This is a genomic window from Pseudomonas citri (genome assembly GCF_025336485.1).
Lineage (GTDB): Bacteria > Pseudomonadota > Gammaproteobacteria > Pseudomonadales > Pseudomonadaceae > Aquipseudomonas > Aquipseudomonas citri.
This window is the reverse complement of sequence record NZ_JAODAB010000017.1, coordinates 94,435-116,988: the sequence shown is the minus strand read 5'-3', so window position 1 is coordinate 116,988 and position 22,554 is coordinate 94,435. Positions and strand designations below refer to the sequence as shown.

25 protein-coding genes are annotated in these 22,554 nt (G+C 61.6%); 15 read left to right on the top strand and 10 right to left on the bottom strand.

What is annotated here, in order from left to right:
• Positions 1-90: 90 nt before the first annotated feature.
• The 3 genes from N4Q37_RS18730 to N4Q37_RS18720 form a co-directional block, all read right to left on the bottom strand.
• The gene (locus tag N4Q37_RS18730; RefSeq protein WP_260961020.1) at positions 91-435 is read right to left on the bottom strand and encodes a DUF6124 family protein; all 345 of its coding nucleotides are present in this window, start codon (positions 433-435) and stop codon (positions 91-93) included.
• Between the two features lie 450 nt (positions 436-885).
• Positions 886-1,266, bottom strand: a complete 381-nt coding sequence (locus N4Q37_RS18725; RefSeq protein WP_260961019.1) for a RidA family protein — start codon at positions 1,264-1,266, stop codon at positions 886-888.
• A 62-nt stretch (positions 1,267-1,328) separates the two neighbouring features.
• Positions 1,329-2,237 carry a LysR family transcriptional regulator gene (locus N4Q37_RS18720; protein WP_260961018.1) on the bottom strand — a complete coding sequence of 303 codons (909 nt, stop codon included), beginning with the start codon at positions 2,235-2,237 and terminating at the stop codon, positions 1,329-1,331.
• A gap of 100 nt (positions 2,238-2,337) precedes the next feature.
• Here N4Q37_RS18720 and N4Q37_RS18715 point away from each other — a divergent pair, with 100 nt between their 5' ends.
• Positions 2,338-3,204, top strand: a complete 867-nt coding sequence (locus N4Q37_RS18715; RefSeq protein ID WP_260961017.1) for an aldo/keto reductase family oxidoreductase — start codon at positions 2,338-2,340, stop codon at positions 3,202-3,204.
• Between the two features lie 113 nt (positions 3,205-3,317).
• Here the strand turns inward: N4Q37_RS18715 and kefC are convergent, their stop codons facing one another.
• From kefC to N4Q37_RS18695, 4 genes are all read right to left on the bottom strand, one after another.
• Entirely contained in the window at positions 3,318-5,144 is a 1,827-nt protein-coding gene (kefC, locus tag N4Q37_RS18710) for a glutathione-regulated potassium-efflux system protein KefC (protein WP_260961016.1), read from the bottom strand.
• Position 5,145: 1 nt separating this feature from the next.
• Positions 5,146-5,667 carry a glutathione-regulated potassium-efflux system oxidoreductase KefF gene (gene kefF, locus N4Q37_RS18705; RefSeq protein WP_260961015.1) on the bottom strand — a complete coding sequence of 174 codons (522 nt, stop codon included), beginning with the start codon at positions 5,665-5,667 and terminating at the stop codon, positions 5,146-5,148.
• A 93-nt stretch (positions 5,668-5,760) separates the two neighbouring features.
• A complete protein-coding gene (locus N4Q37_RS18700) occupies positions 5,761-7,107 on the bottom strand; it encodes a sensor histidine kinase (RefSeq protein WP_260961014.1) in 1,347 nt (448 codons plus the stop codon).
• Positions 7,104-7,814, bottom strand: coding sequence for a response regulator (locus tag N4Q37_RS18695; protein WP_260961013.1), 711 nt, complete (start codon positions 7,812-7,814; stop codon positions 7,104-7,106). Before N4Q37_RS18695 ends, N4Q37_RS18700 begins: the two co-directional genes overlap by 4 nt.
• Before the next feature lie 248 nt (positions 7,815-8,062).
• Here N4Q37_RS18695 and N4Q37_RS18690 point away from each other — a divergent pair, with 248 nt between their 5' ends.
• Together N4Q37_RS18690 and N4Q37_RS18685 are read left to right on the top strand one after the other, a co-directional pair.
• The gene (locus N4Q37_RS18690; RefSeq protein ID WP_260961012.1) at positions 8,063-8,839 is read left to right on the top strand and encodes an MlaA family lipoprotein; all 777 of its coding nucleotides are present in this window, start codon (positions 8,063-8,065) and stop codon (positions 8,837-8,839) included.
• Positions 8,832-9,068, top strand: a complete 237-nt coding sequence (locus tag N4Q37_RS18685) for a hypothetical protein (protein ID WP_260961011.1) — start codon at positions 8,832-8,834, stop codon at positions 9,066-9,068. Before N4Q37_RS18690 ends, N4Q37_RS18685 begins: the two co-directional genes overlap by 8 nt.
• Positions 9,069-9,124: 56 nt before the next feature.
• Here N4Q37_RS18685 and N4Q37_RS18680 read toward each other — a convergent pair whose 3' ends face one another.
• On the bottom strand, positions 9,125-9,589 hold the full coding sequence (locus tag N4Q37_RS18680; RefSeq protein WP_260961010.1) for an Lrp/AsnC family transcriptional regulator: 465 nt from the start codon (positions 9,587-9,589) through the stop codon (positions 9,125-9,127).
• A 119-nt stretch (positions 9,590-9,708) separates the two neighbouring features.
• Here N4Q37_RS18680 and N4Q37_RS18675 point away from each other — a divergent pair, with 119 nt between their 5' ends.
• The 4 genes from N4Q37_RS18675 to N4Q37_RS18660 all read left to right on the top strand — a co-directional run bounded on the left by N4Q37_RS18675 (position 9,709) and on the right by N4Q37_RS18660 (position 12,159).
• Entirely contained in the window at positions 9,709-10,446 is a 738-nt protein-coding gene (locus N4Q37_RS18675; RefSeq protein WP_260961008.1) for an AzlC family ABC transporter permease, read from the top strand.
• Entirely contained in the window at positions 10,443-10,745 is a 303-nt protein-coding gene (locus tag N4Q37_RS18670) for an AzlD family protein (RefSeq protein WP_260961006.1), read from the top strand. Before N4Q37_RS18675 ends, N4Q37_RS18670 begins: the two co-directional genes overlap by 4 nt.
• A 19-nt stretch (positions 10,746-10,764) precedes the next feature.
• Entirely contained in the window at positions 10,765-11,568 is an 804-nt protein-coding gene (locus N4Q37_RS18665) for an alpha/beta fold hydrolase (protein ID WP_260961005.1), read from the top strand.
• A 111-nt stretch (positions 11,569-11,679) separates the two neighbouring features.
• Positions 11,680-12,159, top strand: coding sequence for a VOC family protein (locus tag N4Q37_RS18660; protein WP_260961004.1), 480 nt, complete (start codon positions 11,680-11,682; stop codon positions 12,157-12,159).
• A 63-nt stretch (positions 12,160-12,222) separates the two neighbouring features.
• On the opposite strand, the gene N4Q37_RS18655 is transcribed toward N4Q37_RS18660, so the two are convergent.
• Positions 12,223-12,624: a RidA family protein gene (locus tag N4Q37_RS18655; RefSeq protein ID WP_260961003.1), complete on the bottom strand. Its 402-nt coding sequence runs from the start codon at positions 12,622-12,624 to the stop codon at positions 12,223-12,225.
• A gap of 134 nt (positions 12,625-12,758) precedes the next feature.
• Between N4Q37_RS18655 and N4Q37_RS18650 the strand changes: the two genes are divergently transcribed.
• The 3 genes from N4Q37_RS18650 to N4Q37_RS18640 all read left to right on the top strand — a co-directional run bounded on the left by N4Q37_RS18650 (position 12,759) and on the right by N4Q37_RS18640 (position 14,934).
• Positions 12,759-13,685: a LysR family transcriptional regulator gene (locus N4Q37_RS18650; RefSeq protein ID WP_260961002.1), complete on the top strand. Its 927-nt coding sequence runs from the start codon at positions 12,759-12,761 to the stop codon at positions 13,683-13,685.
• Between the two features lie 52 nt (positions 13,686-13,737).
• Positions 13,738-14,481: a CPBP family intramembrane glutamic endopeptidase gene (locus tag N4Q37_RS18645; RefSeq protein WP_260961001.1), complete on the top strand. Its 744-nt coding sequence runs from the start codon at positions 13,738-13,740 to the stop codon at positions 14,479-14,481.
• Between the two features lie 63 nt (positions 14,482-14,544).
• A complete protein-coding gene (locus N4Q37_RS18640) occupies positions 14,545-14,934 on the top strand; it encodes a GFA family protein (protein WP_260961000.1) in 390 nt (129 codons plus the stop codon).
• A 5-nt stretch (positions 14,935-14,939) separates the two neighbouring features.
• Here the strand turns inward: N4Q37_RS18640 and N4Q37_RS18635 are convergent, their stop codons facing one another.
• Complete coding sequence (locus N4Q37_RS18635; protein ID WP_260960999.1) at positions 14,940-16,400, bottom strand: aldehyde dehydrogenase family protein; 1,461 nt, start codon at positions 16,398-16,400, stop codon at positions 14,940-14,942.
• Positions 16,401-16,906: 506 nt separating this feature from the next.
• On the opposite strand from N4Q37_RS18635, the gene N4Q37_RS18630 reads away from it, so the two are divergent.
• From N4Q37_RS18630 to N4Q37_RS18610, 5 genes are all read left to right on the top strand, one after another.
• On the top strand, positions 16,907-17,575 hold the full coding sequence (locus N4Q37_RS18630) for a haloacid dehalogenase type II (protein WP_260960998.1): 669 nt from the start codon (positions 16,907-16,909) through the stop codon (positions 17,573-17,575).
• A 35-nt stretch (positions 17,576-17,610) separates the two neighbouring features.
• Positions 17,611-18,885, top strand: a complete 1,275-nt coding sequence (locus N4Q37_RS18625; RefSeq protein WP_260960996.1) for an NAD(P)/FAD-dependent oxidoreductase — start codon at positions 17,611-17,613, stop codon at positions 18,883-18,885.
• A gap of 86 nt (positions 18,886-18,971) precedes the next feature.
• Entirely contained in the window at positions 18,972-20,615 is a 1,644-nt protein-coding gene (locus tag N4Q37_RS18620; RefSeq protein WP_260960995.1) for an ABC transporter substrate-binding protein, read from the top strand.
• A gap of 107 nt (positions 20,616-20,722) precedes the next feature.
• Positions 20,723-21,679, top strand: coding sequence for an ABC transporter permease (locus tag N4Q37_RS18615; protein ID WP_260960994.1), 957 nt, complete (start codon positions 20,723-20,725; stop codon positions 21,677-21,679).
• Positions 21,676-22,554: an ABC transporter permease gene (locus N4Q37_RS18610; protein ID WP_260960993.1), complete on the top strand. Its 879-nt coding sequence runs from the start codon at positions 21,676-21,678 to the stop codon at positions 22,552-22,554. Before N4Q37_RS18615 ends, N4Q37_RS18610 begins: the two co-directional genes overlap by 4 nt.

Here is a 22,554-nt window from a genome sequence, read left to right as displayed (position 1 = left end):
AGCTAGGTGCGTAAATGACTGTTTTATCGAAAGTCGCGCATTTGGGACATATCAGGCCCCTGTGGCGAAACGCATCCCCGCTGGGCTGTGCTAGGTCGATTGACGTAGTTCAACGTTATCCAGCGCATGGTTCGCTAGCAATGTGCCCAGCTCGATCAGTTGCTGGATGCCCAGGGCAATGTGGCGTCTTGGGCCTTCCAGGTCGAAGGCCAGGTCATTGACCATGGCATTGGCCGAGGCCAGGGTTTCGCTGAGGTTGGCAAGCAGGGTTTCGGGGTCGACGCCCTTGGCGACGGTGAACAGTTGGCCGGGATCGGCCTCGGGTTTGCTGGGTTTGGGCTTGAGGTAGGAGTCGAGGATGCGGTCGGCGACTTTGTCGAATGCTTTTGAGTTGGATGGATCGGTGCCAGGCGGGTTGGGGGTTACTTTGAACATGGTGAATCTCCGTGATTGGTTGAGCCACCACGACCTATCGCTAAACAAGTAAAGGTGGCGGCTGTACGCAGGTTAGCGATCCGGGGTCACAGAAAACCCGGGTAGACCAGAAGGTCTCCCACGCACAGCCACCATTAAGCGAGTTGCAGACGTAAAAACTGCAATCGAGACTGGGCATTGTTGCGTCTGTGTTGAGTCGGATCGCTAAACCCGATCGCTGATTTATCAGCGACGGGGAAACGATAAAGCCCGACCCCAAGACGCACAAGCCGGCGGATTCTGGCGCAGTTGTAGGTAACGGCGCAAGGCGACGTAGCCCGAACCCGAATGTTCCTACATCTGGATAAACACAGACGTGTCTGGGCTGGAAATAGGATTAACAACACACCTGTGGCGAGGGGATGAATCCCCTCGCCACAAAGGAATTGTGTCTGTTGGAGCGTGGTCAGTTCAGCCCTTCGCCGCCATCGCGGTCACTTCCACCCGCATCCCTTCAACCGCCAACGCCGCCACACCCACGGCGGCGCGAACCGGCCAAGGCTTGGCAAAGAAGCGCTTGTAGACTTCATTGAAAGCCGCGCGATCAGCCATGTCGGTAAGGTAGATGGTCAGGTGCAACACCCGGTCCATGGAGCTGCCGGCGCGCTCCAGCGCCGTCTTGAGCGCTTGCAACGTGCACTCGCTTTGCAGGGTGATGTCGCCCAGCTCCAGACTGCCGTCGGGATGAGTAGGGATTTGCGTGGAAACCAGCAGGCCTCCGAAGCCGGCGACGTCGGAGGAAATGGAATCCGAATCCGGATCCGGGATGAACGTGATGTCTGGGTGAGTCATGCAAAGCCTCATGCTGGAAAAAATGACCGCCGCAGTTTACCGCCCGCGGCTTACCGTATGAACTAACTCTCACACCGTTGTGCGTTGATGAAATCCACGAAAGCCCGCAAGGGGGAGGGCAGGTAACGACGTCCGGGATAGTAGAGGTACGGCCCGCTGAAACCCTGCCACCAGGGTTCCAGCACAGGCACCAGTGCACCGCTGTCCAGGTGGGGCTTGAGCCAATCCTCGAACAGATAGATCACGCCCAACCCATCCAGCGCGGCTTTTATGGCCAGGTCCACCGCGCCTGCCACGCGGAAAACCAATGGACCGCCCGGGTCGACGCTGACGGTTTCTCCGTCACGTTCGTATTCCCAGAGCGGCATGGCCCCACTGGGGAACTTGCCCCGCAGGCAGGCGTGCTGGAGCAGGTCCCGGGGATGCCCGGGGTGTCCCCGGGCCTGGAGGTAGGCCGGTGAGGCGGCCGTTGCGAAGCGCTGCAAGCGCGGACCGATGGGAATGGCGATCATATCCTGTTCGAGGCGCTCGTCGTAGCGAATACCGGCATCACAACCGGCCGCGAGCATGTCGACGAAGCTTTCTTCGGCAACGATCTCCAGGCGTATATCGGGGTAGCTTTTCAGAAACGGGGTGATGATCGAAGGCAATACCAGCGTCGCTGCGCTGACCGGTACGTTCAGTTTCAAGGTGCCCGAGGGCCGGTCACGGAACTCGTTGACCACGTCCAGCGCGGATTCGACTTCACCCAGGGCCGGCACGATGCGTTCCATCAGCCGGGCTCCGGCCTCGGTCGGCACCACGCTGCGGGTGGTGCGGTTGAGCAGGCGCACGCCGAGCCGGGTTTCCACGCGTCGCACCGCGTCGCTGAGGCTTGAAGCGGACTTGCCGCTGGCGCGCGCGCCTTCACGAAATCCCCCCGCGTTGACCACGGCCACCAGGGCCAGCAGGTCTTGAAGATCTGTCGTCATTGTTCTCTCACTCGTACAACCCGTGCAGATTGCACCTGATTATCAATGAAATGGTCAACGCCTATAGTGCGTTCTCTTACATTGATCCAAGGGGTACGAGATGAGCGATGCAGCCAAAACCGGAACCTTTCAATTGGGCGACCGGAGGGTCAATCGCATGGGTTACGGTGCGATGCAGTTGGCCGGCCCTCACGTGTTCGGCCCACCCAAGGACCCGGACGCCGCGATTGCGGTGTTGCGGGCGGCGCTGGAAGCCGGGGTCAACCATATCGACACCGCCGATTTCTATGGCCCTCATGTCACTAACCAACTGATCCGCGAAGCATTGCATCCTTACTCAAAGGACTTGGTCATCGTCACCAAGGTCGGCGTCGGCCGTGGCGCCGATGCTTCCTGGAACTCGGCCTTGAGCCCCGCCGAATTGACCCGCGCGGTGCACGACAACCTGCGTAACCTGGGCGTGGATGTCCTTGATGTGGTCAACCTGCGGGTCTTCTGGGGGACCATGGAAGCGCCCAGCGAGAAGAGCATCGAGGAACCGTTCACGGCACTCGCCGAACTGCAGCAGCAAGGCCTGATCCGCCATCTGGGGCTGAGCAGTGTCACCGCGTCGCAGGTCAGGCAGGCACAGGGTATCGCCAAGGTGGCGTGCGTGCAGAATCATTACAACCTGACCCACCGGGACGATGAACCGCTGATTGCCGAGCTGGGCCGGCAGGGCATCGCCTACGTGCCGTTCTTTCCCCTGGGAGGCTTCACGCCGCTGCAATCGCAGGCCCTCTCGAGCGTCGCGGCGCGCCTGGAGGCGTCACCGCTGTGCGTTGCGCTGGCATGGCTGCTGCAGCGTGCGCCGAACATGCTGCTGATTCCCGGTACATCGTCGGTGGCGCATTTGCGGGAGAACCTCACGGCGAGCGAACTGCGGATTCCGGCGCCGATGCTGGCCGAGTTGGACGCGTTGGCCTAAGTCGCCTGGAACGCCAGCGTCGCGCCATCGTCTGGTATCCGCATCCGGTTTCCGAGCCCAGCCATTGCCGCGTCGTCGGGCAATGGCTGATCGCTTCGAGGTAATGAGCGACCTCAGCTACGGGCCTCATCCGTTTCGTTGCGATGATGTTCGGGCCAGTGGTCGACAGGATGCGCCCGGTCTTCGTTGAACATTTCCGTGAGCAGCGCGTTGGCGCGGCGGTAGGCGTCGTGGCGGAATTTGAGGTCGTCTTCGGGTTGGGCGACGATTTCCTCAAGCATCTTGAGGTTCAGTCGGCGGAACTGATCGGCCCGTTCACGTGCTTCGTAAGCCCCGACTCCCATATGCATCAGTGCACGGCGGCCCAATGACAGTGCGCTTTCGAAGGTTTCCCGTTCGGCGGTCTCCACGCCCATTTGCCGAAGGGTGATGAGGTGAGCCATGTCACGCGCGCGCACGACCAGTTGCAACGCGGGGAAGTGCTCCCGGACCAGCCGGGTCAGCGTCAGGTTGTCTTGCTGGTCGTCGATGGCGTTGATCAGCACCACGGCCTGGGCCGCGCCGGCCGCGTGCAGCAGATCGAGGCGCGTGGCGTCGCCATAGAACACTTTCACGCCGAATTTGCGCAGGGTCTCGATGTTGTCGGGGTCGTGATCCAATACCACCACCTCGACACCGCAGGACATCAAAAGGCGTCCGGCGATCTGCCCGAAGCGACCGAAGCCGGCGATGATCACCCGCGGATTCTGCTGGTCGACCAGGTCGGATTCGCGCTTGCCTTTCCCGGAGGCGGACTCCAGGCGATCGAGCAGCAGGATCAGCAGCGGCGTCAGCGACATGGACAATGCCACTGCCAGGGTCAGGCTCTTGCCCCAGGGCTCGGTCAGGATGCCGGCCACGGTTGCCGCGCCGAACACCACGAAGGCGAACTCGCTGCCCTGGCCCAGCAACACTGCCTGCCAGGAGCGCTGGCCGGCGGGGACGTTGAGCCATCTTCCCGCCAACTTGATCACCAGCAGCTTGATCAGGATGAAACCCAAGGTCAGGGTGACGACTTTCAGGGGCGCGTTGATCAGCGTGCCGAAATCGATCGACATGCCGACGCCGATGAAAAACAGACCCAACAGCAGGCCTTTGAACGGCTCAATGTCGCTTTCCAGCGCATGGCGGTATTCGGAGCTGGCCAGCAACACCCCGGCGAGGAACGCGCCCATGGCCATTGAAAGGCCGGCTTCTTCGAGGAGAAAACCGAAGCCGAACACCAGGAACAGTGCAACGGCACTGAAGATTTCCCGCAGGCCGGAGCGTGCCGCGAAGCGCAGCAGCGGCCGCGTCACGTAGCGCCCCAGCAACACGACGATGGCGATGGCGGCGACGATTTTGCCAATCGATAACAACAGCGCTGTACCCGAGGGCGTGTCGCCGTGGGCCGACAACAAGGGGATCATGGCCACCAGCGGAATGGCGGCGATGTCCTGGAACAACAGCACGGCGAAGCTGCTGCGGCCCACGGCGGTGGCGGTCAGGTTGCGTTCGTTCATGGCCTGCATGGCAATTGCCGTGGAGGAAAGACTCAGGGTCAGGCCCACCAGCAGCGCGGCCGTCCAATCCAGCCCCAGTACCGCGCAGAACGCCGCGATGGCTGCGCCACAGGCCAGCATCTGCAAGGCACCGCCACCGAACACCATGCGACGTAACGCCCAAAGCCGATTGGGATCGAGCTCGAGCCCGATGATGAACAGCATCAGCACCACGCCGATTTCGGCGAATTCCAGAATGGCTTTTACATCGGTCACCAGCTTCAGCCCCCACGGGCCGATTGCGCACCCGGCGAGGAGGTAGCCCAGTACCGGGCCCAGGCCGAACCTGACGGCAATCGGCACGATCAATGCCGCCGAGCCCAGGTAGGTGAGCATTTCAATCAGGCTATGCGTCTCCATATCAATCTTCCTTCCAGGAGGCCAGGCGGGCGCGATAGTGTTCGATTTGTGCTTGTTGGGTTTGCGACTCAGCGGCATAGGCGCCGTGGACGACGACCGGGCCCAGCCAGCGCATGCGGCAATAGACAGCCGTTGCGTGGAGGGGCTGGGCCAACACGGAGAAGCCCGGATGGGCGCCGATCTCGAAATGGTCCGGCTCGCCACCCGTGGTGACGGCCCACAGCAGGCTCTTGTCCTTCAGTACCGTGGCACCTCTGCCGTATGCCCAGCCATGGGTGAACACCTTGTCGATCCATAATTTCAGCAGGGGCGGCATGCTGTACCAGTACATCGGGTGCTGGAGGACGACCAGGTGTGCCTGCTCGACGGCGCGCTGTTCGGCTTCGACGTCGATGTCAAAGTCCGGGTAGAGATCGTAGAGGGAGCGTACGACCACGTCCGGAAGGCTGGAGGCCCGCTCGAGCATCTGCTGGTTGACCCGCGATTGGTCGGGGTAGGGGTGGGCGTAAACAATCAGGATCATCGGGGCAATTCCGGGTCCAGGCCGAAAGGCCGGACATCCTACCGAGGAAGGCAGAGGTTGTTTAGGTTTTGTTTGCCAACGGGCCCAGGGTGGTCAGTTCAGTGGCAGCGAAACCCTGGCTTCCAAGCCGCCATCGCGCCGATTACCGAGGGTCAGCGTCCCACCGTGCTCGAGCACGGTCGCCCGTGCCGCCGACAGGCCCAGCCCGACGCCACCGGTGTTCTTGTTGCGTGAGCCTTCGAGACGAAAGAACGGGGTGAAGACTTGTTCGTGATATCTGGCCTCGATGCCCGGGCCCCGGTCCAGAATACGGATTTCAACATGATCGCCCCAGGCCTTGAGCTGAACACTGGGTTGCGCGCCATATTTGATCGCGTTGTCGATCAGGTTCACCAACGCTCGCTTGAGCCCGATGGGGCGGCCTGTGTAAACGAAGCGTGGGGCGCCATCGAAGGCAACCTCGCTGCCGGCGTCCTTGAAATCATCGATGATGGTGTGCAGTAGCTCGGCCAGGTCGAAGGCGGTGGCATGTTCGAGCCGCGCATCGTCGCGAAAGAATTCCAGGGCCGAATTGACCATCGCCTGCATCTCGTCCACGTCCCTGAACAACCGGGATTGCTGCTCGGTGTCCTCGATGAATTCCCCGCGCAGGCGCATACGGGTCAACGGCGCGCGCAGATCATGGGAGATGGCGGCGAGCATCTGTGTGCGATCTTCTATGAAGTGCTTGAGCTGGGCCTGCATGGCATTGAAGGCGAGAATGGCCTGGCGGATTTCGTAGGGGCCGATGACCGGAATGGGCGGTGCCTTGTGGTCCACGCCGAAACGCCTGGCGCCTTCGGCAAAACGCTCCAGCGGCGCGGCCAGGTGCCGCGTGGCGACCAGTGCGACGACAAATGCCGACAGCAGTATCAGCGCGATGATGATCAGGTTGCGCTCCCATTCCTCCAGGCCCCAGTTGCGCGCGGGCAGGGAGAACATCACCCATGAGTGATCGGTCAACTCGATCATCGCGGCGTAGCGTCCGCCGGGCTGGTCGGCGGGCCAATCGCTCGGTTCATAGCCTTCTATCCTCGCGTCGAGCCTGCCCAGTTGCTGGCGCAGCAGGGTTGCGCCGTCGCTGTATTCCGGATCGTCGACCACCGGTAACCGGGCGTCTTCATGGTGCCGCAACCATTGCGTGCTGAAGATCTGGTCGCTGGCCGCCCTGGCAATGGCCGGCCGTTGTTCGGGCGCCACGGAGTCGATGATGCGGGTGATGGCGGCGATTTTTTCGATCAGGCCGGTTTCCATCAGGGGCGGGCGGGCCCAGGCTCCAGCCAGCAGGCTGAACAGCGCATTCAGGGCCAGCAGCGTCAGCATGGCAACCAGCGTGGTCAGGGCGATCCAGCGCGCCAGGGTATCCCAAGGGCGGCGGGTGCCTGGACGCTTCGGCTTCATCGCTTCACCACATGGGGACTGAAGAGGTAGCCGCCGTTGCGAACGGTGCGGATCATGGACGCGCCGCTGATGTCGGTTTCCAGTTTGCGGCGCAACCGGCTGACCTGGACATCGATGCTCCGGTCAAATGCATCGCAAGTCTCGCCACGGGCCATGTCCAGCAACTGCTGACGGCTGAGCACCCGGCGCGGGTGTTCAACAAACACCAGCAGCAATTCGAACTCACCGGAGGACAGCGGAATCATGACTTTCTCCGGTGAGCGCAGCTCGCGGCGGGCGACGTCCAGTTGCCAGTCTTCGAACTCCAGGATCAGGCGGGCGTTGTCGTTCAAGGTGCCGTTGGCTTCACCGGTACGCCTGAGGACGGCACGTACCCGGGCCAGCAGTTCCCGTGCGTCGAACGGCTTGGTCAGGTAGTCGTCCGCCCCCAGTTCCAGGCCTACGACGCGGTCACTCAATTCACCCATGGCGGTGAGCATGATGATGCCCACCGTGTGCTCGGCACGCAGCCGCTGGCAAAGCACCAGGCCATTGTCGCCGGGCAGCATGACGTCGAGGATGATGAGATCCGGCAGGCGACGTTCCACCGCTTGCCAGAGGGCGTTTCCGTCGGCAGCCACATCGACGCTGTAGCCATGTTGCTCGAGGAATTTGCGCAAGAGGGCGAGGACTTCGAGGTCATCGTCCACCAGTATCAGATGGCTCACAGTGGGCACGTCGGGTCATGAATACGGGGATCGATACTAGGGGCAATCCATGCCCCGAGTCATATATTTCAATCCTGCAATAAAGTTGCCGGCGGGCAATGTTGCGGAAATCTTCGGGCAAGAAAACCGCGGCAGGATTGCGCCGATGTCAGTCAGCCTGCGAACAGAGTGCCCTCGCCACGGGTGCGTATTGGGTTCCAACAGGCCATTCAGGTAGCACTCCCTCCATTCCTTCGAGACAGCCCCTTATGCCGCTCACCGATCCCGCTGCGCTTCGCGTTCGTCATTCTCTGGCCATCATGCTCGCAGCACTCGCCAGCGGCTGTGCCAGCACGCCCGCTGCAAAACCCGACAGTTGCGAACGTGCTCCATACACCGTTTACGATCCTGCGCAACCCATCAACCGCGGCATCTTCGCCTTCAACCGAACCGTAGACGACTACGCTTTGGCCCCCATCGCCCGTGGCTATCGCCATCTTCCGGAGGCCGTGCAGGCCGGCATGCATAACTTCGTGGCGAACTTCGGCGAGCCCAAGGTGTTCATCAACGACCTGCTGCAAGGCAATGGGCAGCGTTCGGTCAACACCCTGGGACGTTTCGTCATCAACACCACGGCCGGCATCGTCGGGTTGATCGATGTGTCGGGCAAACTTGGCATCGAGCGCCACAAGGCTGATTTCGGCCAGACCTTCGGCGTCTGGAACATCGCCCCGGGGCCGACGGTGGAACTGCCGTTGCTGGGGACGGCCAACCTGAGGGACGCCAGCGGCAAGGTGATCAGTTTCGTGGTCGACCCGTTTGGCGGCGACAGCAGCACCGTCGACACCCTGGGCACGATCAATACCGTGGGCGGCATCGTCGATGGCCGCGCCCAGGCGCTGCCGCTGACCGACCAGTTGCGGACCCAGCCGGATTACTACGTGTCCCTGCGCGATGCGGTGGCGCAGCAGCGCGCCGATTTTGTCGCGCAAGGCAAGCTGGGGGCAGTGACTCCCCAATGCCAGGGAGGGCAGGCCGATGACTAACGATGCCTTGATTCTGCGGCGAAGAATGAGGGCGCTCAGTCGGGGTGGTCTGCAGTGTCGTGAGGTTGAGCTACGGTTGGCGGAGGATGGCCATCATGTGGTGCTCAGTCGATACGTCGAACGCTACCACCATGAGCAAGGCGGTGAGTGCGTCATCCAGCAGCATCAGGTGTCGATGACGCACCTGATTCGCTGGATGATGGAGCAGGGGGAACGGGTGAAGGCATAGTCGTGGTGATCCGCCACCACGGCTTTTCAGTCAGCGGCGTCCGATCTCCCATGAGGTCAAATCGGTAACTCGGTCGTCAGCTTGATCTTCTGCATCGGGATTTCAGTCTTCAAGTTCTGGACCCCCTTGATGCGCGCCAGATGCTTGATCTGGAACTGCCGGTAAGCCTCCAGATCGGATGCCACTACGCGCAGCAAGAAATCGCAGTCACCCGCCATCAAATGACACTCCAGTACCTGCGGCAGCTCACGCACGGCATCGGTGAAGCGGTCCACCGTCTCTTCGTCCTGGCCGGTCAACCACACGCGTACGAACAGTGTGATGGCCGCATCCACCTTCAGCGGATTGACCAGGGCGACATAACGCTCGATGACGCCGGCTTCTTCCAACAGGCGCACGCGTCTCAGGCAAGGTGAGGGCGAAAGACCGACCTGTCTGGCCAGTTCAAGATTCTGCAAGCGACCGTCGCGTTGCAGGGCTCGCAGGATCCGGCGATCGATTGCATCGAGATTCAAGGGCATTAGATTCTGCTGCTTCTTTGATAAATGGCATCTGATGCTAATTGTTCTCCTGGTCATCCTGAGTTAGCAATCAAATTCTACCGAAGTGCTGGAATAATCAGCCTCTCTGGAGGTGGCTGATGACCGAACACAATCTGACGCTGTCGGCGACTGTCGGCAGTACACGAAAAAATGAACTGATGCGCGGTGCCAAAGCCGCTCGCCCCGTGTTGCTGGGTTTCGTGCCGTTCGCATTGGTGCTGGGAGCGCAGGCGTCGCAGAAAGGCTTGCGGGTATTTGAAGTGGCGCTGATGACCGGACTGAATTTTGGCGGCGGTTCGGAGTTTGCCGCCATAGAGATCTGGGCTTCGCCGCCGCAGGTGTGGGTGATTGTAGCTATGACGTTGCTGGTCAACAGCAGGCACTTGCTCATGGGGGCGACACTGGCCCCTTACCTGAAGCACCTTCCCCTGAAAAAAGCGTTGCCGTCGTTGTTTTTCATGTGCGACGAAAGCTGGGCCATGGGCCTGGACGATGCACAGCGCAACAGGGATCACCTCGGTCAGCCGCGTTTCAGCCTGGCCTATTACTTGGGGTTATCGCTGTGCCTGTGGCTGACCTGGATCATCTTCACGACCCTGGGCGCCGCTATCGGGCCCGTGCTGGGCGACCTTCATACCTACGGTTTCGACATGGCCTTTGCCGCGGTATTCCTGGTGCTGCTTCGTGGTATGTGGCGCGGCGTCCGGGCTGCGCTGCCCTGGTTGTTCAGCCTCCTGACCGCTGCGTTGTTTTACCGGCTGATCCCGGGTGGCTGGTACGTGCTTGCGGGTACTTCGGCCGGGTTGGTCACCGCTTATCTGTGGGCGAAATCATGATCGATCACCTGGTTTTGCTGACGATCGTGGCAATGGCGACTGTCACCTGGTTGACCCGGGTGCTGGGGTTCATCGTTCTGCGCAACCGCGTCATGAGTCCGGTGATGCACGAAGTGCTGCAGGCGGCGCCCGGGTGCGTGCTGATTGCCGTCATCGCCCCCAAGTTCGCCGACGGCAGCCCCGCGGACCTGATCGCCCTGGCGCTGATACTGTTCGCTGCCACGCGTTTTTCTATCCTGCCTGTCGTGCTGCTGGCCGTCGTCGCGACAGGTGCCCTGCGTTTTCTTCTGGCGGGCTGAAATGCCCGGCGAGGTTCCGATGCACCCACCTGTCAGTACCGAAACCCTCTGGATCGATACGCCCCATGGGCGTCTGTTCAGTTGCCGCTGGATCCCCGGCGTCGCGAGCGATAAGGCGCGAGTACCTATCGTGCTGTTCCATGATTCCTTGGGCTGTGTTGCGTTATGGCGCGATTTCCCCCAACGGCTGTGCCAGGTCACGGGACGTGAAGTGATTGCCTATGATCGCCTCGGTTTCGGGCGTTCCGATGTGTATCCCGGCCAGTTACCGCTGCACTTTATCCGCGACGAAGCCGAGCGTTTCTTTGCTTGCGTGAAGGCGGCATTGCAGATTGAGCGCTTTATCGTGTTGGGGCACAGCGTTGGCGGGGCGATGGCGGCAACGTGTGCCTCTGTGTTCGCGCAAAGTTGTACGGCGTTGATCACGCTTTCAGCGCAGGCGTTTGTCGAGGACCGGACGTTGCAAGGGATCCGTGTCGCGCAGGTACATTTCCAGCAGCCGGGGCAGTTGGAGCGCCTTGAGAAATACCATGGCGATAAAGCGTCCTGGGTGTTGTCCGCCTGGACGGGCACCTGGCTTTCCCAGGATTTCCAGGGCTGGAACATTGAGCATGGGGTCGACGTGATCCACTGCCCGGTGCTCGCCGTCCACGGCCAGCATGATGAATACGGATCGGCCCTGCATCCGATGCGCATTGCCAGGCTCGCGGGTGGCCGGGGTGACTGCTTGATCCTGGAAGACTGTTACCACAACCCGCATCGAGAGGCGCCGGAAACCGTGCTTGGGGCGATTGTCGATTATCTCGACACAGTCGCTCGATAGTCGCGCCGGGCCGGAGCGTCTTGTCAGCGTGAAGGGCCGTTCATCACTCGATCGATGCTGGAAAAAGTGCGCTGCTAGACTGCACCGACCAATCCCTCTCGGAGAAGCCGGATGAATAACAAGAACAGGATCTGTCTCTGGTACGAAGGCGATGCCCTGGAGGCGGCACAGTTCTACGCCGCGACGTTTCCGGACAGTGCGGTACAAGCCGTTCACCACGCGCCTGGCGACTATCCGTCGGGCAAGGAAGGCGATGTGTTAACGGTGGAGTTCACGGTGATGGGCATCCCCTGCATCGGGTTGAACGGCGGGCCGGTGTTCAAGCACAACGAGTCCTTCTCGTTCCAGGTGTCCACCGAGGACCAGGCCGAAACGGACCGTTACTGGAACGCGATTGTCGGTAATGGCGGTGAGGAAAGTGTCTGCGGCTGGTGCAAGGACAAGTGGGGGCTGTCTTGGCAGATCAGCCCGCGTGTCCTGACTGACGCCGTCGCGAGCCCCGACAAAGCCGCCGCCAAGCGGGCATTCGAGGCCATGATGCAGATGACGAAGATCGATATCGCAGCGATTGAAGCGGCGCTGAAAGGCTAGCTGGCCGGCGACTGTTCCATCGCTATCGCGAGCAAGCCCGCTCGCGATAGCGCCAGCACTGACTCACCGCACAGCGTCAGGCAACCTGGCAATTACCTTGATCTCGAACTGAAACCCATACAACCACGTCACCCCCACCGCCGTCAGCGTCGGGTGCGGTGCGTTGCCCCAGAATTCAGGCACCACTTTCCAGATGGTCTCGAATTTCGATTCGGGATCGACCATGAAAACGGTGACGTCCACCACATCGTCAAAGGTGCAGTCGGCAGCGGCGAGAATCGCCTCCAGGTTTGTAAACGCGCGCCGCACCTGAACCTCCAGATCGGGTTCCGGTGAACCGTCGTCGGTGCTGCCGACTTGGCCCGAGACGAACAAAAAACCATTGGAACGGATCGCGGGCGAATATCGATTGCGCTCGTAAAGCGCCTGGCGTCCGGGTGGGAAAACTACATCGCGCGGTGTCATGGGAACCTCCATCGGGAATCAGTGGGAAATCAACAATGAAGTCACTCTAGGGGCTTGTGTCCGAGCGATAAACGAGCAACCTTGGCGATCACTGTTTGTGAAATCCAAACAATCTGATCGATCACGGAGCTGCAATGGATCGTTTTGATGCGATGCAGGCATTTGCCCGGGTGGTGGAAGCGGGCAGCTTCACCAAGGCCGCCGAGACCCTGCACATGAGCAAGACCACCGTGACCCAACTGGTGCAGCAGTTGGAGGCGCGCCTGCGGGTCAAGCTGCTCAACCGCACGACACGCAAGGTCAACGTCACCGCCCAGGGTGCAGTCTATTACCAACGGGTGTTGCGTTTGCTCGCCGACATGGAGGATGCCGAAACCAGCCTGTCCGATGCCCAGGCCCTGCCCAGGGGACGGTTGCGGGTAGACGTCCCGAGCCCGCTGGCCGCCCTGATCCTGGTGCCGGCGCTACCGACCTTCCACGAGCGATACCCGGACATCCAGATCGACATGGGCGTCAGCGATCGCATCGTCGACATCATCGATGAAAGCGTCGATTGCGTGGTGCGTGGCGGTGAGCTGACGGATCAGTCGCTGATCGCCCGGCGCATCGGTGACCTTGAGCTGGGCGTCTTCGCGGCGCCGAGCTACCTGGCACGCGTCGGCATTCCCGCGTATCCACGCGACCTTGAAGACTCCCAGCACCGCATCGTCGGCTTCCTGTGGGCCCGTACTGGCAAAGCCGTGCCCTATGCCATGCACAACGACAATGAACACCTGCACATCAATGGCCGTTACGCCCTGGCCGTCGACGACGGTAACGCCTATCTCGCGGCGGGCCTGGCGGGGCTGGGGGTGCTTTGGCTACCCAAGTACATGTCCCGGCCCCACGAAGCGAAAGGCGAGTTGGTGCCGCTTTTTCAAACGTGGCGCATAGACCCGATGCCGCTCTACCTGGCGTACCCGCCAAACCGGCACATCAGCGCCCGGTTGAGGGTGTTCATAGAATGGCTGGTGGAACTGATGGCGCAACATGCGCCCGTCGCAGACCGCCGAGCTTTGTAAGTTGCCGGGACACCGTTGCGCATACTGACTTTCGATACCCAAGGAATGCCGAATGATCGCCGAAGGACTCGCTGTATTGCTGGACTATGCTCTTTACCTGTTACCGGGCCTCATCCTCCTGGGCCTCTGGTTCGGCTTGACGCCGAAGAGCCAGGTCGGATTGCGCATCGCGATCCTGATCCTGGCGTTCGTGCTGATGCGCGACGCAATGACGCCACTGCGCATGTGGTTGCTCAGTGACGACATGCAGATCGGCTTCCTGGCCAATCCGTTCCTGCTGGCTTCACTGGGAGGGTTGTCGCTGGCGTTGGTCGCGCTGATCTCGCGCCTGTCACCGGAGTTGTGGCAGCTTGTCGTTGTGTGCAAGGGCAACCGACTGGTTGGACTGATCCTGGGTATCGTCGCGGGATGCTTGATCGGTTTGCCCTTGCGGCTTTACCAAGGTGTCGAAGCGGGCATCATTCCAGGCTACTGGACCTGGCTGGCGGGCATGGCGGTACTGGCCTATGGCGCCAACGCGCTGGAGGAAGTGCTGTTTCGTGGATTGCTGCAAGGTTATCTGGAGCAGCACGTCAGCGCACTGCGGGCGGCGTTGTCCAGTGCCGTGGCGTTTTCGGCGTGCCATACGTTCCTGGCGCTGAGCGTCACCCAACTCGGTTGGCCCGTCCTGCTGTTCACCCTGGTCGAAGGGCTGGCGTGCGGACTCATTCGCATGCGTTATGGGGTCGTGGCGTCGACTGCCGCCCATGGGACTGCGATATTGCTGATTGCAGTGCCGCTGGTGGGGAGTCAGTAAGTTAAACCAGCAGCGACGAGGACGGTCGAAGGCTCATATCGCTCGATTGCAGAGGAGACACCCATGGACCGATTCACCGGCGGCTGCCTGTGCGGCAACGTTCGCTTCGAAGCTTCGGGGCGCCCGTACCGAGTCGGCCTTTGCCACTGCCTCGATTGTCGCAAGCACCATGGCGCACTTTTTTACGCGGCGGCCATGTTCCCCCAGGACGCGGTGAAGATCGAAGGCGAAACCCGTGACTACGCCGGCCGTTTCTTTTGCCCTCGCTGCGGCTCTCCGGTCTTTGCCCGCAGCGGTGACGAGATCGAAGTGAACCTGGGAAGCCTGGATGCCCCTGACCAATTGCTGCCTACCTACGAATGCTGGACCGTGCGTCGCGAGGCCTGGCTGCCGCCATTTCCGTTGACGCGATACGAGCATGATCGTGAAACGAAAGGTCGGTTCGAGGAGTAGGGCGATCAGCCAAACCCGACAATCGCCTTGACCTCGGTGTACTCCTCAAACCCATGGGCACCGAACTCCCGGCCATTGCCTGAGCGCTTGTAACCACCGAACGGCGCCAACGGGTTCCACGCTGGATAGTTCAACAGCACCTGTCCGGCGCGGATGCGCGAGGCCACGGCGCGTACTGCTTCGAGGTCCTGGCCCTGCACATGGGCACTGAGGCCGTAGACGGTGTCGTTCGCGATGGAGATGGCTTCTTCCACTGTGTCATAAGGGATGAGGCACAGCACCGGTCCGAAGATCTCCTCCTGGGCAATGTTCATGGCGTTGTCGACGTCCGAGAAAATGGTCGGTCGGGTGTAAAAACCTTTCTCGAAACCTTGCAGGCGTCCTGGTCCGCCACAGATCAGTTTTGCACCCTCAGCCAGGCCCATCTCGATCATGGCCTGCACGCGATCGAACTGAGCTTTGTTGGCGATAGGGCCGAGTACGGTTTTTTCCGATTGTGGATCTCCAACGACGATGGCGTTGGCCGTCGCGGCGGCCAACGCTTCGACTTCCGCCAGTCTGTTGCGGGGCACGATCATCCGGGTCGGCGCACTGCATGACTGGCCGACGTTACGGAACGCAGACATCACGCCGGGCGGTACGGCCTTGGCGAAGTCAGTGTCTGGCAGCAGCACATTCGGCGACTTGCCGCCCAGCTCCTGGGTGACGCGTTTAGCCGTGGGGGCGGCTGCCTGGGCTACCAGGGCCCCCGCACGGTTGGAGCCGGTGATGGAGATCATGTCGATATCGGGGTGTGCTGCCATGGCTGCACCGACTTCGACACCGCTGCCGTTCACCAGGTTGAACACGCCTGGTGGAAGGCCGGCGTCATGCAGCAGTTGGGCGAACAGCAAGGCGCTCAGTGGCGAGAGTTCGCTGGGTTTGAGCACCACGGTGCAGCCGGCAGCAATCGCCGGGGCGACTTTGGCGGTGATCTGGTAAAGCGGCCAGTTCCACGGTGTGATCAGCCCGCATACGCCGATGGGCTCGCGCTGGATGGCCGTGCCGTTTTCGACCTTCCGGAAGCTATAGGTAGACAGCAGGTCACGGGCGACCCGGACATGCTCGGCCGCCAGCGGCACCTGCATGGCCCGCGCGAAGCCGATGGCTGCGCCCATCTCCAGGGAGAGCACCTGGGCCAGTTGTTCTTTTCGTTCAAGAATCAGTTCATGGATCTTGTCCAGTACCTGTGCGCGGGACGCGGCCGGGGTCGCGGACCAGCCGGGAAACGCTGCCCGCGCCGCCGCCACTGCCCGGTCGACGTCCACAGAGGACCCTTGGGCGACTTCGGCGACAATTTCCTCGGTGGCCGGGTTGACCACCGGCAGCGTGGTCGGATGCGTTGGAGACGACCACGCACCATTGATGTAGAGCTGCTGCAAGGTCTGTGGGTCGGCGCGGTAGCTATTAGTCGATTGGGTTGTCATGCAACGGGCTCCCATAGAGCAGGTGAGGGCATTGCCAGCAGCGGATCGTGATGCTGTGTCTGCTCAATAAACTAACAAAGCGGTCCCACAGGGATGTGCCGTTCTTGAGGTTGGCAAAGGAGAATCTGCTGAATCTGGCGGGCTAACGGGGCGAAACGTGCGTTGGGGATCAGTTGTGGCGAGGGAGAGTTGCAAGCCTGAAACGACCGCCCTCCCTGCGCAGATTCTGCCGAAAATCAGTCCTTGCACAGCCGTTTGGCGCACCATAACTGCCCGCAAACCCACTGAAACAGGGGCGCAACGCCCGTGTCTGGAGCATCCCGCAAAGTCTGCTGAGGGAACCCTGCAAAACGGTGGTTTGTACCAAGCTGCCGCTATTTTTAACGGATTATCCACGGTCTCATGGTGTTGTAATGAAAACGTGGATGCAGCGTTGTGCCGGTGCTTCACGATGGTCTCAATGCTTGCCTCGTTCATGCTTTCAACAACAATTAAGGACCGCACTCATGAGCTTTCTTCGACCCAAGTACATCACCTTCGACTGCTACGGCACGTTGACCAACTTCCAGATGGGAAACATGACCCGTGAGCTGTTCGCCGATCGTGTCGGTGCCGGGCAGATGGATCAGTTCGTCAAGGATTTTGCCGCTTATCGCCTGGATCAGGTGATGGGCGACTGGCGTCCCTATGATGAAATCATCAAGACGTCCCTGGCCCGTGTCTGCAAGCGCTGGGGTGTTGAATACCGGGGCGAAGGCCAGCTCTATTACGACGCCGTGCCGACCTGGGGCCCTCACGCCGATGTACCGGCGGGCCTGTCGAAAATCGCCGACAAGATTCCCCTGGTGATTCTCTCCAATGCGATGGACGAGCAGATCATGTCCAACGTCGACAAGCTCGGCGCGCCTTTCCATAAAGTCTTCACCGCCCAACAGGCCCAGGCCTACAAGCCACGCCTGGCCGCCTTCGAGTTCATGCTCGATAGCCTCGGTTGCGGGCCGGAAGACTTGTTGCACGTATCGTCCAGCTTCCGCTACGACCTGATGTCCGCTCACGACATGAAGATCAAGAACAAGGCCTTCGTCGCCCGTGGTCACGAACAGCCAGGGAACGCGATCTACGGCTACCACCAGATCCCCGACATCGGTGGCCTGGCTGGCCTGGTCGGTCTCTGAGGCACGCGCGCTCTTCAAGGTGAAAGGGGTTAGACATGGGCAGTGAGTCCTATTGGCTCGATACCGCGCCGGCCTTCACCGGTGCCCAACTCGGCGGGTTGCCGGGGCAGGTCGATGTCGCCATCGTCGGCGGCGGTTTCACCGGCCTGGCCGCGGCGCGTGCGCTGGCCTTGAAGGGCGCCAGCGTGGCGGTGCTGGAAGCGGGCAGGGTGATTGGCGAAGCCTCGGGGCGCAACGGTGGGCATTGCAGTACCGGCGTCGCCCAGGATTACGCGGCGCTCACCGCCAGCCTCGGTGCCGACAGGGCGCGGGCGTATTACCAGGCGTATGAAAGTGCCGTGCAAAGCGTGGTCTCGCTGGTGGAGCAGGAACGGATTGCCTGCGACCTCAAGCGCAACGGTAAGCTCAAGCTGGCCGCCAAGCCGATGCATTACGAAGGGTTGGCACGCACCTGTGAATTGATCCGCCGGGAGGTGGACGCCGAGGTCGAGTTGCTGTCGGCCGAGCAGACCCGCCGGGAGGTCCATTCAGCCCAGTTCCACGGCGGTCTGTTGCAACGCAATGGCGTGCAGATGCACATCGGACGTTTTGGTGTCGGCCTGGCCGAGGCGGCGGCTCGCCACGGTGCGTTGATTTTCCAGGGCGTGACGGTGAAGGACTGGAAGGCCAGCGCCGGTGGCTATCAGGTCAACACCAGCAAAGGATCGCTGCATGCTTCGCAGATCCTGTTGGCAACCGGTGCGTGCCAGCAGGGCGGCCTGGGTTGGTATCGGCGGCGAATCGTACCGGTGGGCAGTTTTGTGATCGCCACCGAAGTGCTGTCGCCCGAGCTGATCGACAGCCTGCTGCCGGCGCGACGCTCGTACGTCACCAGCCGCATGATCGGCAATTACTTTCGCCTGACGCCGGACAACCGCCTGCTGTTTGGCGGCCGCGCACGGTTTGCCATGTCCGACAGCGTTTCCGACGCCAAGAGCGGCAAGGTGCTGCAAGCGGCGATGGTGCAGATGTTCCCGCAGTTGGCGAGCACCCGGATCGACTATTGCTGGGGCGGCCTGGTGGACATGACGTCCGACCGCCTGCCTCGGGCGGGCCAGCATGGCGGGGTCTTTCATTCCATGGGCTACAGCGGCCATGGCGTGCAGATGTCGGTGCACATGGGCCAGGTCATGGCCCAGGTCATGGCCGGCAAGGTCGAGGCCAACCCTTGGCGCGAACTGGACTGGCCGGCCATTCCCGGGCATTTCGGCAAGCCCTGGTTCCTGCCGCTGGTCGGTGCGTATTACCGCCTGCAGGACTACCTGCATTGAGTTTCAAGGTGTTGTTTGGCGTTACAACCACGTTGCGTTAACCGCACGTCATCGAGCCCTATCATTTTCCGAAAGGTAGAACTGACATGAGTGACAATAAAAACGGCATCAAAGACCAGTTGATCACCGGTACAGAAAGTCTGCGTGTTTTCGAAGGGCTCAATCGCGGCATGTCCCGCCGCCATGCACTGCAAATGCTCGGCCTGGCGGGTGTGGCCGCGGCGGGTGCCGGCAGCCTGTTCGGCGCCGCTGGCAAGCTGCTGGCTGACGACACCGTCAGCCCCGGCAAAGGCAAGCCCGGCGGGCGCATTCGCGTTGCCGGCATCTCCAGTTCCACCGCCGATACGTTGGACCCGGCCAAGGGCTCGTCGTCCACGGACTACGTGCGCCACTACATGTTCTACAACGGCCTGACCCGCTTCGACAGCCAGATGGTGCCGCAACTGGAACTGGCCGAACGCATCGACACCACCGACGCCACGCTCTGGGTGATCACCCTGCGCAAGGAAGTGACCTTTCACAACGGCAAGGGCCTGACCGCCGCCGACGTGGTGTTCTCGTTGTTGCGGCACAAGGACCCGATCACCGGTTCCAAGGTCCTGCCGCTGGCGGAGCAGTTTGCCGAGGTCAAGGCCAATGGCACCCATGAAGTGCAGATCCGCTTGAGTGGCCCGAATGCCGAGCTGCCCTCGATTCTTGCCGTTTCCCACTTGTTGATCGTTCCCGAAGGCACCAGCGACTTCAGCCAGGGCATCGGCACGGGCCCGTTCAAGGTCAAGGAATTCAAACCTGGGGTGCGTTCCGTTGGTGCGCGCAACACTAACTACTGGAAACCTGGCCTGCCATATCTGGATGAAATCGAATTCATCGGCATCGGTGACGAACCGTCGCGGGTCAACGCGTTGCTGTCGGGCGATGTGCAGATCATCAACGAGGTCAACCCACGCTCGACCACCCGTATCAAGGACAGCACCACCCATCGCGTGGTGGATTCTCCGTCGGGCAACTACACCGACCTGATCATCCGCCAGGACCAGATGCCCGGTCAGAACCCGGACTTCACCCTGGCCATGAAGCTGCTGCTGGACCGGGAACAGGTCAAGTCGGCGATCTTTCGTGGCTTTGCCAGGGTCGGCAACGACCACCCGATTGCCCCCGGTGCACGTTTCTATAATGCCGAGCTGCCACAACGGGCCTACGATCCGGAAAAGGCCAAGTTCCTGCTCAAGAAGGCCGGCATGGAAAGCATCAACATGCCGGTGATGTGCTCGCCGGCCGCTACCGGTTCGGTGGACGTCGCCGTGCTGTTGCAACAATCGGCCAAGGAGGCGGGGCTCAAGCTCAACGTCAACCGGCTGCCCAGCGACGGCTATTGGTCCAACCACTGGGCCAAGCACCCGCTGAGCTTCGGCAACATCAACCCTCGGCCCAACGCCGACATGCTGTTCTCGCAGTTTTTCCAGTCCACGGCACCGTGGAATGAGTCTGGTTGGAAAAACGATCAGTTCGACCAACTGCTGATCCAGGCCCGGGGCGAGACCGACGATGCCAAGCGCGGCCAGATGTACGCCGACATGCAGACCCTGGTGCATGATCACAGTGGCATCGGCATCCCGGTGTTCATCAGCAACATCGATGGCGTCGACCAGCGCGTCAAAGGCTACGGCACCAATCCGCTGGGCGGCTTCATGGGCTACATGTTCGCCGAGCAAGTCTGGCTTGAAGCGTGATGAGCGCGGTCTGTGGGACCAAAGCGTGCTCGCGATGCCGGCCACGCGGTCTGACTGCAAGGCCGCGTCCTCGTTCATCGTGAGTACATGGCACAAGGGGTAGGGTGATGAACAGCAACACAGTGTGGTTGATCGGACGCCGCGTGGGCGCCGCGATCGTGACCTTGTTGATTGTGTCGATGGTGGTCTTCGCCATCACGGCGGTACTGCCTGGAGACGCGGCGCAACAGTCCCTCGGACAATTCGCCATGCCGGAACAGGTGGCCGCCCTGCGGGTGAAGATGGGTCTGGATCAGCCCGGTGTGTTGCGCTATCTGCATTGGTTGACGAGCCTGCTCAGCGGTGACTTGGGCGTGTCGGTGTCCAACGCCGTGCCGGTCACCGAGTTGATGGCCGGAAGGGTGCCCAACACCCTGATGCTGGCGGCCGCCACGGCGCTGGTGTCGGTGCCGGTGGCGCTGGTTCTGGGCATCGGCTCGGCGATGGGGCGTGGGGGGCGAATCGACGGTTTCCTGAGCTTTGTCACCCTGACGATGGTGGCGGTGCCGGAGTTCCTGGTCGCCACCCTGGCGGTGCTGATTTTCGCGGTGAACCTGGGCTGGCTTTCCGCGTTGTCCTATTCCAGCGAGATCACCTCGCCGCTGCAATTCATGCGCACCTACGCCTTGCCGGTGATGACGCTGTGCTGCGTGATCGTCGCGCAGATGGCGCGCATGACCCGGGCGGCGGTGATCGATCAACTCGACAGCCCCTACGTGGAAATGGCCCGTCTCAAAGGCGTGAGTCCGATGCGGGTGGTGCTGCGCCATGCGTTGCCCAACGCCATTGGACCGATTGCCAATGCCATCGCCTTGAGCCTGTCCTACCTGTTGGGTGGGGTGGTGATCGTCGAGACGATATTCAACTATCCCGGGATCGCCAGCCTGATGGTCGATGCCGTGACCAACCGCGACATGGCACTGGTCCAGGCGTGCACCATGCTGTTCTGCACGGCGTACCTGACGTTGGTGTTGATCGCCGACCTGTGCGCGATCCTGTCCAATCCGAGGCTGAGAAACCAATGAACAATCTCATTGTGAAATCCCCGCCTGCGGCCCCTGACCTGGCCTATGGCAAGGTTTCCCCCCACAGGACGTCCTGGCTCGGCCTGGTCGGCGCCGCGATGTGCCTGTTCTGGTTGCTGATCGCGATCTTCGGCCCGTGGCTGGCACCGCACCCGGTAGGGGAAGTGGTCTCCGACAACGTTTTTGACAGTCTCAGCGCCGCGTATCCGTTGGGTACCGATTACCTGGGCCGCGACATGCTCAGCCGTATTCTCATCGGTGCGCAGTTCACCGTGGGCCTGGCGTTGGTGGCGGCGGTGCTGGCCAGCAGCCTGGGTACCACTTGCGCGTTGCTCTCGGTGGTTTCGCCCAAATGGCTGGACGAGTTGATCAGCCGCCTGATGGACGCGTTCATTTCGATTCCGAGCAAGATGCTGGCGCTGATCATGGTTTCGGCGTTCGGCTCGTCGGTGACCTTGCTGATCTGCACGGCGGTGCTCAGCTTCATGCCCGGCGCCTTCCGGATCGCCCGCAGCATGGCGGTGAACATCGAAGCCCTGGAGTACGTGCAAGTGGCCCGCACCCGTGGCGAGCGCCGCCTGTACATCGCCTGTGTGGAGATTCTGCCGAACATGCTCAACCCGGTGCTGGCCGACCTGGGCCTGCGCTTTGGCTTTATCGTCTTGCTGCTCAGCGGCATGAGTTTCCTCGGCCTGGGCGTGCAACCGCCGGACGCCGACCTCGGTTCGCTGGTGCGGGAAAACATCGGCGGCCTCAACCAGGGCGCACCGGCCATCGTGATTCCGGCGCTGGCCATTGGCACTCTGACCATTGGCGTCAATCTGTTCATCGACCGCTTGTCTTCGCGGCGCAACCGACGCAAGGGAGGCCATTGA

Coding starts and splice junctions, on each gene's coding strand:
- N4Q37_RS18610 (WP_260960993.1), top strand. CDS start 21,676: ATGAACAATCTCATTGTGAAATCCCCGCCTGCGGCCCCTGACCTGGCC.
- N4Q37_RS18730 (WP_260961020.1), bottom strand. CDS start 435: ATGTTCAAAGTAACCCCCAACCCGCCTGGCACCGATCCATCCAACTCA.
- N4Q37_RS18620 (WP_260960995.1), top strand. CDS start 18,972: ATGAGTGACAATAAAAACGGCATCAAAGACCAGTTGATCACCGGTACA.
- N4Q37_RS18700 (WP_260961014.1), bottom strand. CDS start 7,107: ATGAAGCCGAAGCGTCCAGGCACCCGCCGCCCTTGGGATACCCTGGCG.
- N4Q37_RS18655 (WP_260961003.1), bottom strand. CDS start 12,624: ATGACACCGCGCGATGTAGTTTTCCCACCCGGACGCCAGGCGCTTTAC.
- N4Q37_RS18720 (WP_260961018.1), bottom strand. CDS start 2,237: ATGACGACAGATCTTCAAGACCTGCTGGCCCTGGTGGCCGTGGTCAAC.
- N4Q37_RS18725 (WP_260961019.1), bottom strand. CDS start 1,266: ATGACTCACCCAGACATCACGTTCATCCCGGATCCGGATTCGGATTCC.
- N4Q37_RS18660 (WP_260961004.1), top strand. CDS start 11,680: ATGAATAACAAGAACAGGATCTGTCTCTGGTACGAAGGCGATGCCCTG.
- kefC (WP_260961016.1), bottom strand. CDS start 5,144: ATGGAGACGCATAGCCTGATTGAAATGCTCACCTACCTGGGCTCGGCG.
- N4Q37_RS18675 (WP_260961008.1), top strand. CDS start 9,709: ATGACCGAACACAATCTGACGCTGTCGGCGACTGTCGGCAGTACACGA.
- N4Q37_RS18690 (WP_260961012.1), top strand. CDS start 8,063: ATGCCGCTCACCGATCCCGCTGCGCTTCGCGTTCGTCATTCTCTGGCC.
- N4Q37_RS18680 (WP_260961010.1), bottom strand. CDS start 9,589: ATGCCCTTGAATCTCGATGCAATCGATCGCCGGATCCTGCGAGCCCTG.
- N4Q37_RS18645 (WP_260961001.1), top strand. CDS start 13,738: ATGATCGCCGAAGGACTCGCTGTATTGCTGGACTATGCTCTTTACCTG.
- N4Q37_RS18635 (WP_260960999.1), bottom strand. CDS start 16,400: ATGACAACCCAATCGACTAATAGCTACCGCGCCGACCCACAGACCTTG.
- N4Q37_RS18685 (WP_260961011.1), top strand. CDS start 8,832: ATGACTAACGATGCCTTGATTCTGCGGCGAAGAATGAGGGCGCTCAGT.
- kefF (WP_260961015.1), bottom strand. CDS start 5,667: ATGATCCTGATTGTTTACGCCCACCCCTACCCCGACCAATCGCGGGTC.
- N4Q37_RS18630 (WP_260960998.1), top strand. CDS start 16,907: ATGAGCTTTCTTCGACCCAAGTACATCACCTTCGACTGCTACGGCACG.
- N4Q37_RS18670 (WP_260961006.1), top strand. CDS start 10,443: ATGATCGATCACCTGGTTTTGCTGACGATCGTGGCAATGGCGACTGTC.
- N4Q37_RS18615 (WP_260960994.1), top strand. CDS start 20,723: ATGAACAGCAACACAGTGTGGTTGATCGGACGCCGCGTGGGCGCCGCG.
- N4Q37_RS18665 (WP_260961005.1), top strand. CDS start 10,765: ATGCACCCACCTGTCAGTACCGAAACCCTCTGGATCGATACGCCCCAT.
- N4Q37_RS18640 (WP_260961000.1), top strand. CDS start 14,545: ATGGACCGATTCACCGGCGGCTGCCTGTGCGGCAACGTTCGCTTCGAA.
- N4Q37_RS18625 (WP_260960996.1), top strand. CDS start 17,611: ATGGGCAGTGAGTCCTATTGGCTCGATACCGCGCCGGCCTTCACCGGT.
- N4Q37_RS18715 (WP_260961017.1), top strand. CDS start 2,338: ATGAGCGATGCAGCCAAAACCGGAACCTTTCAATTGGGCGACCGGAGG.
- N4Q37_RS18650 (WP_260961002.1), top strand. CDS start 12,759: ATGGATCGTTTTGATGCGATGCAGGCATTTGCCCGGGTGGTGGAAGCG.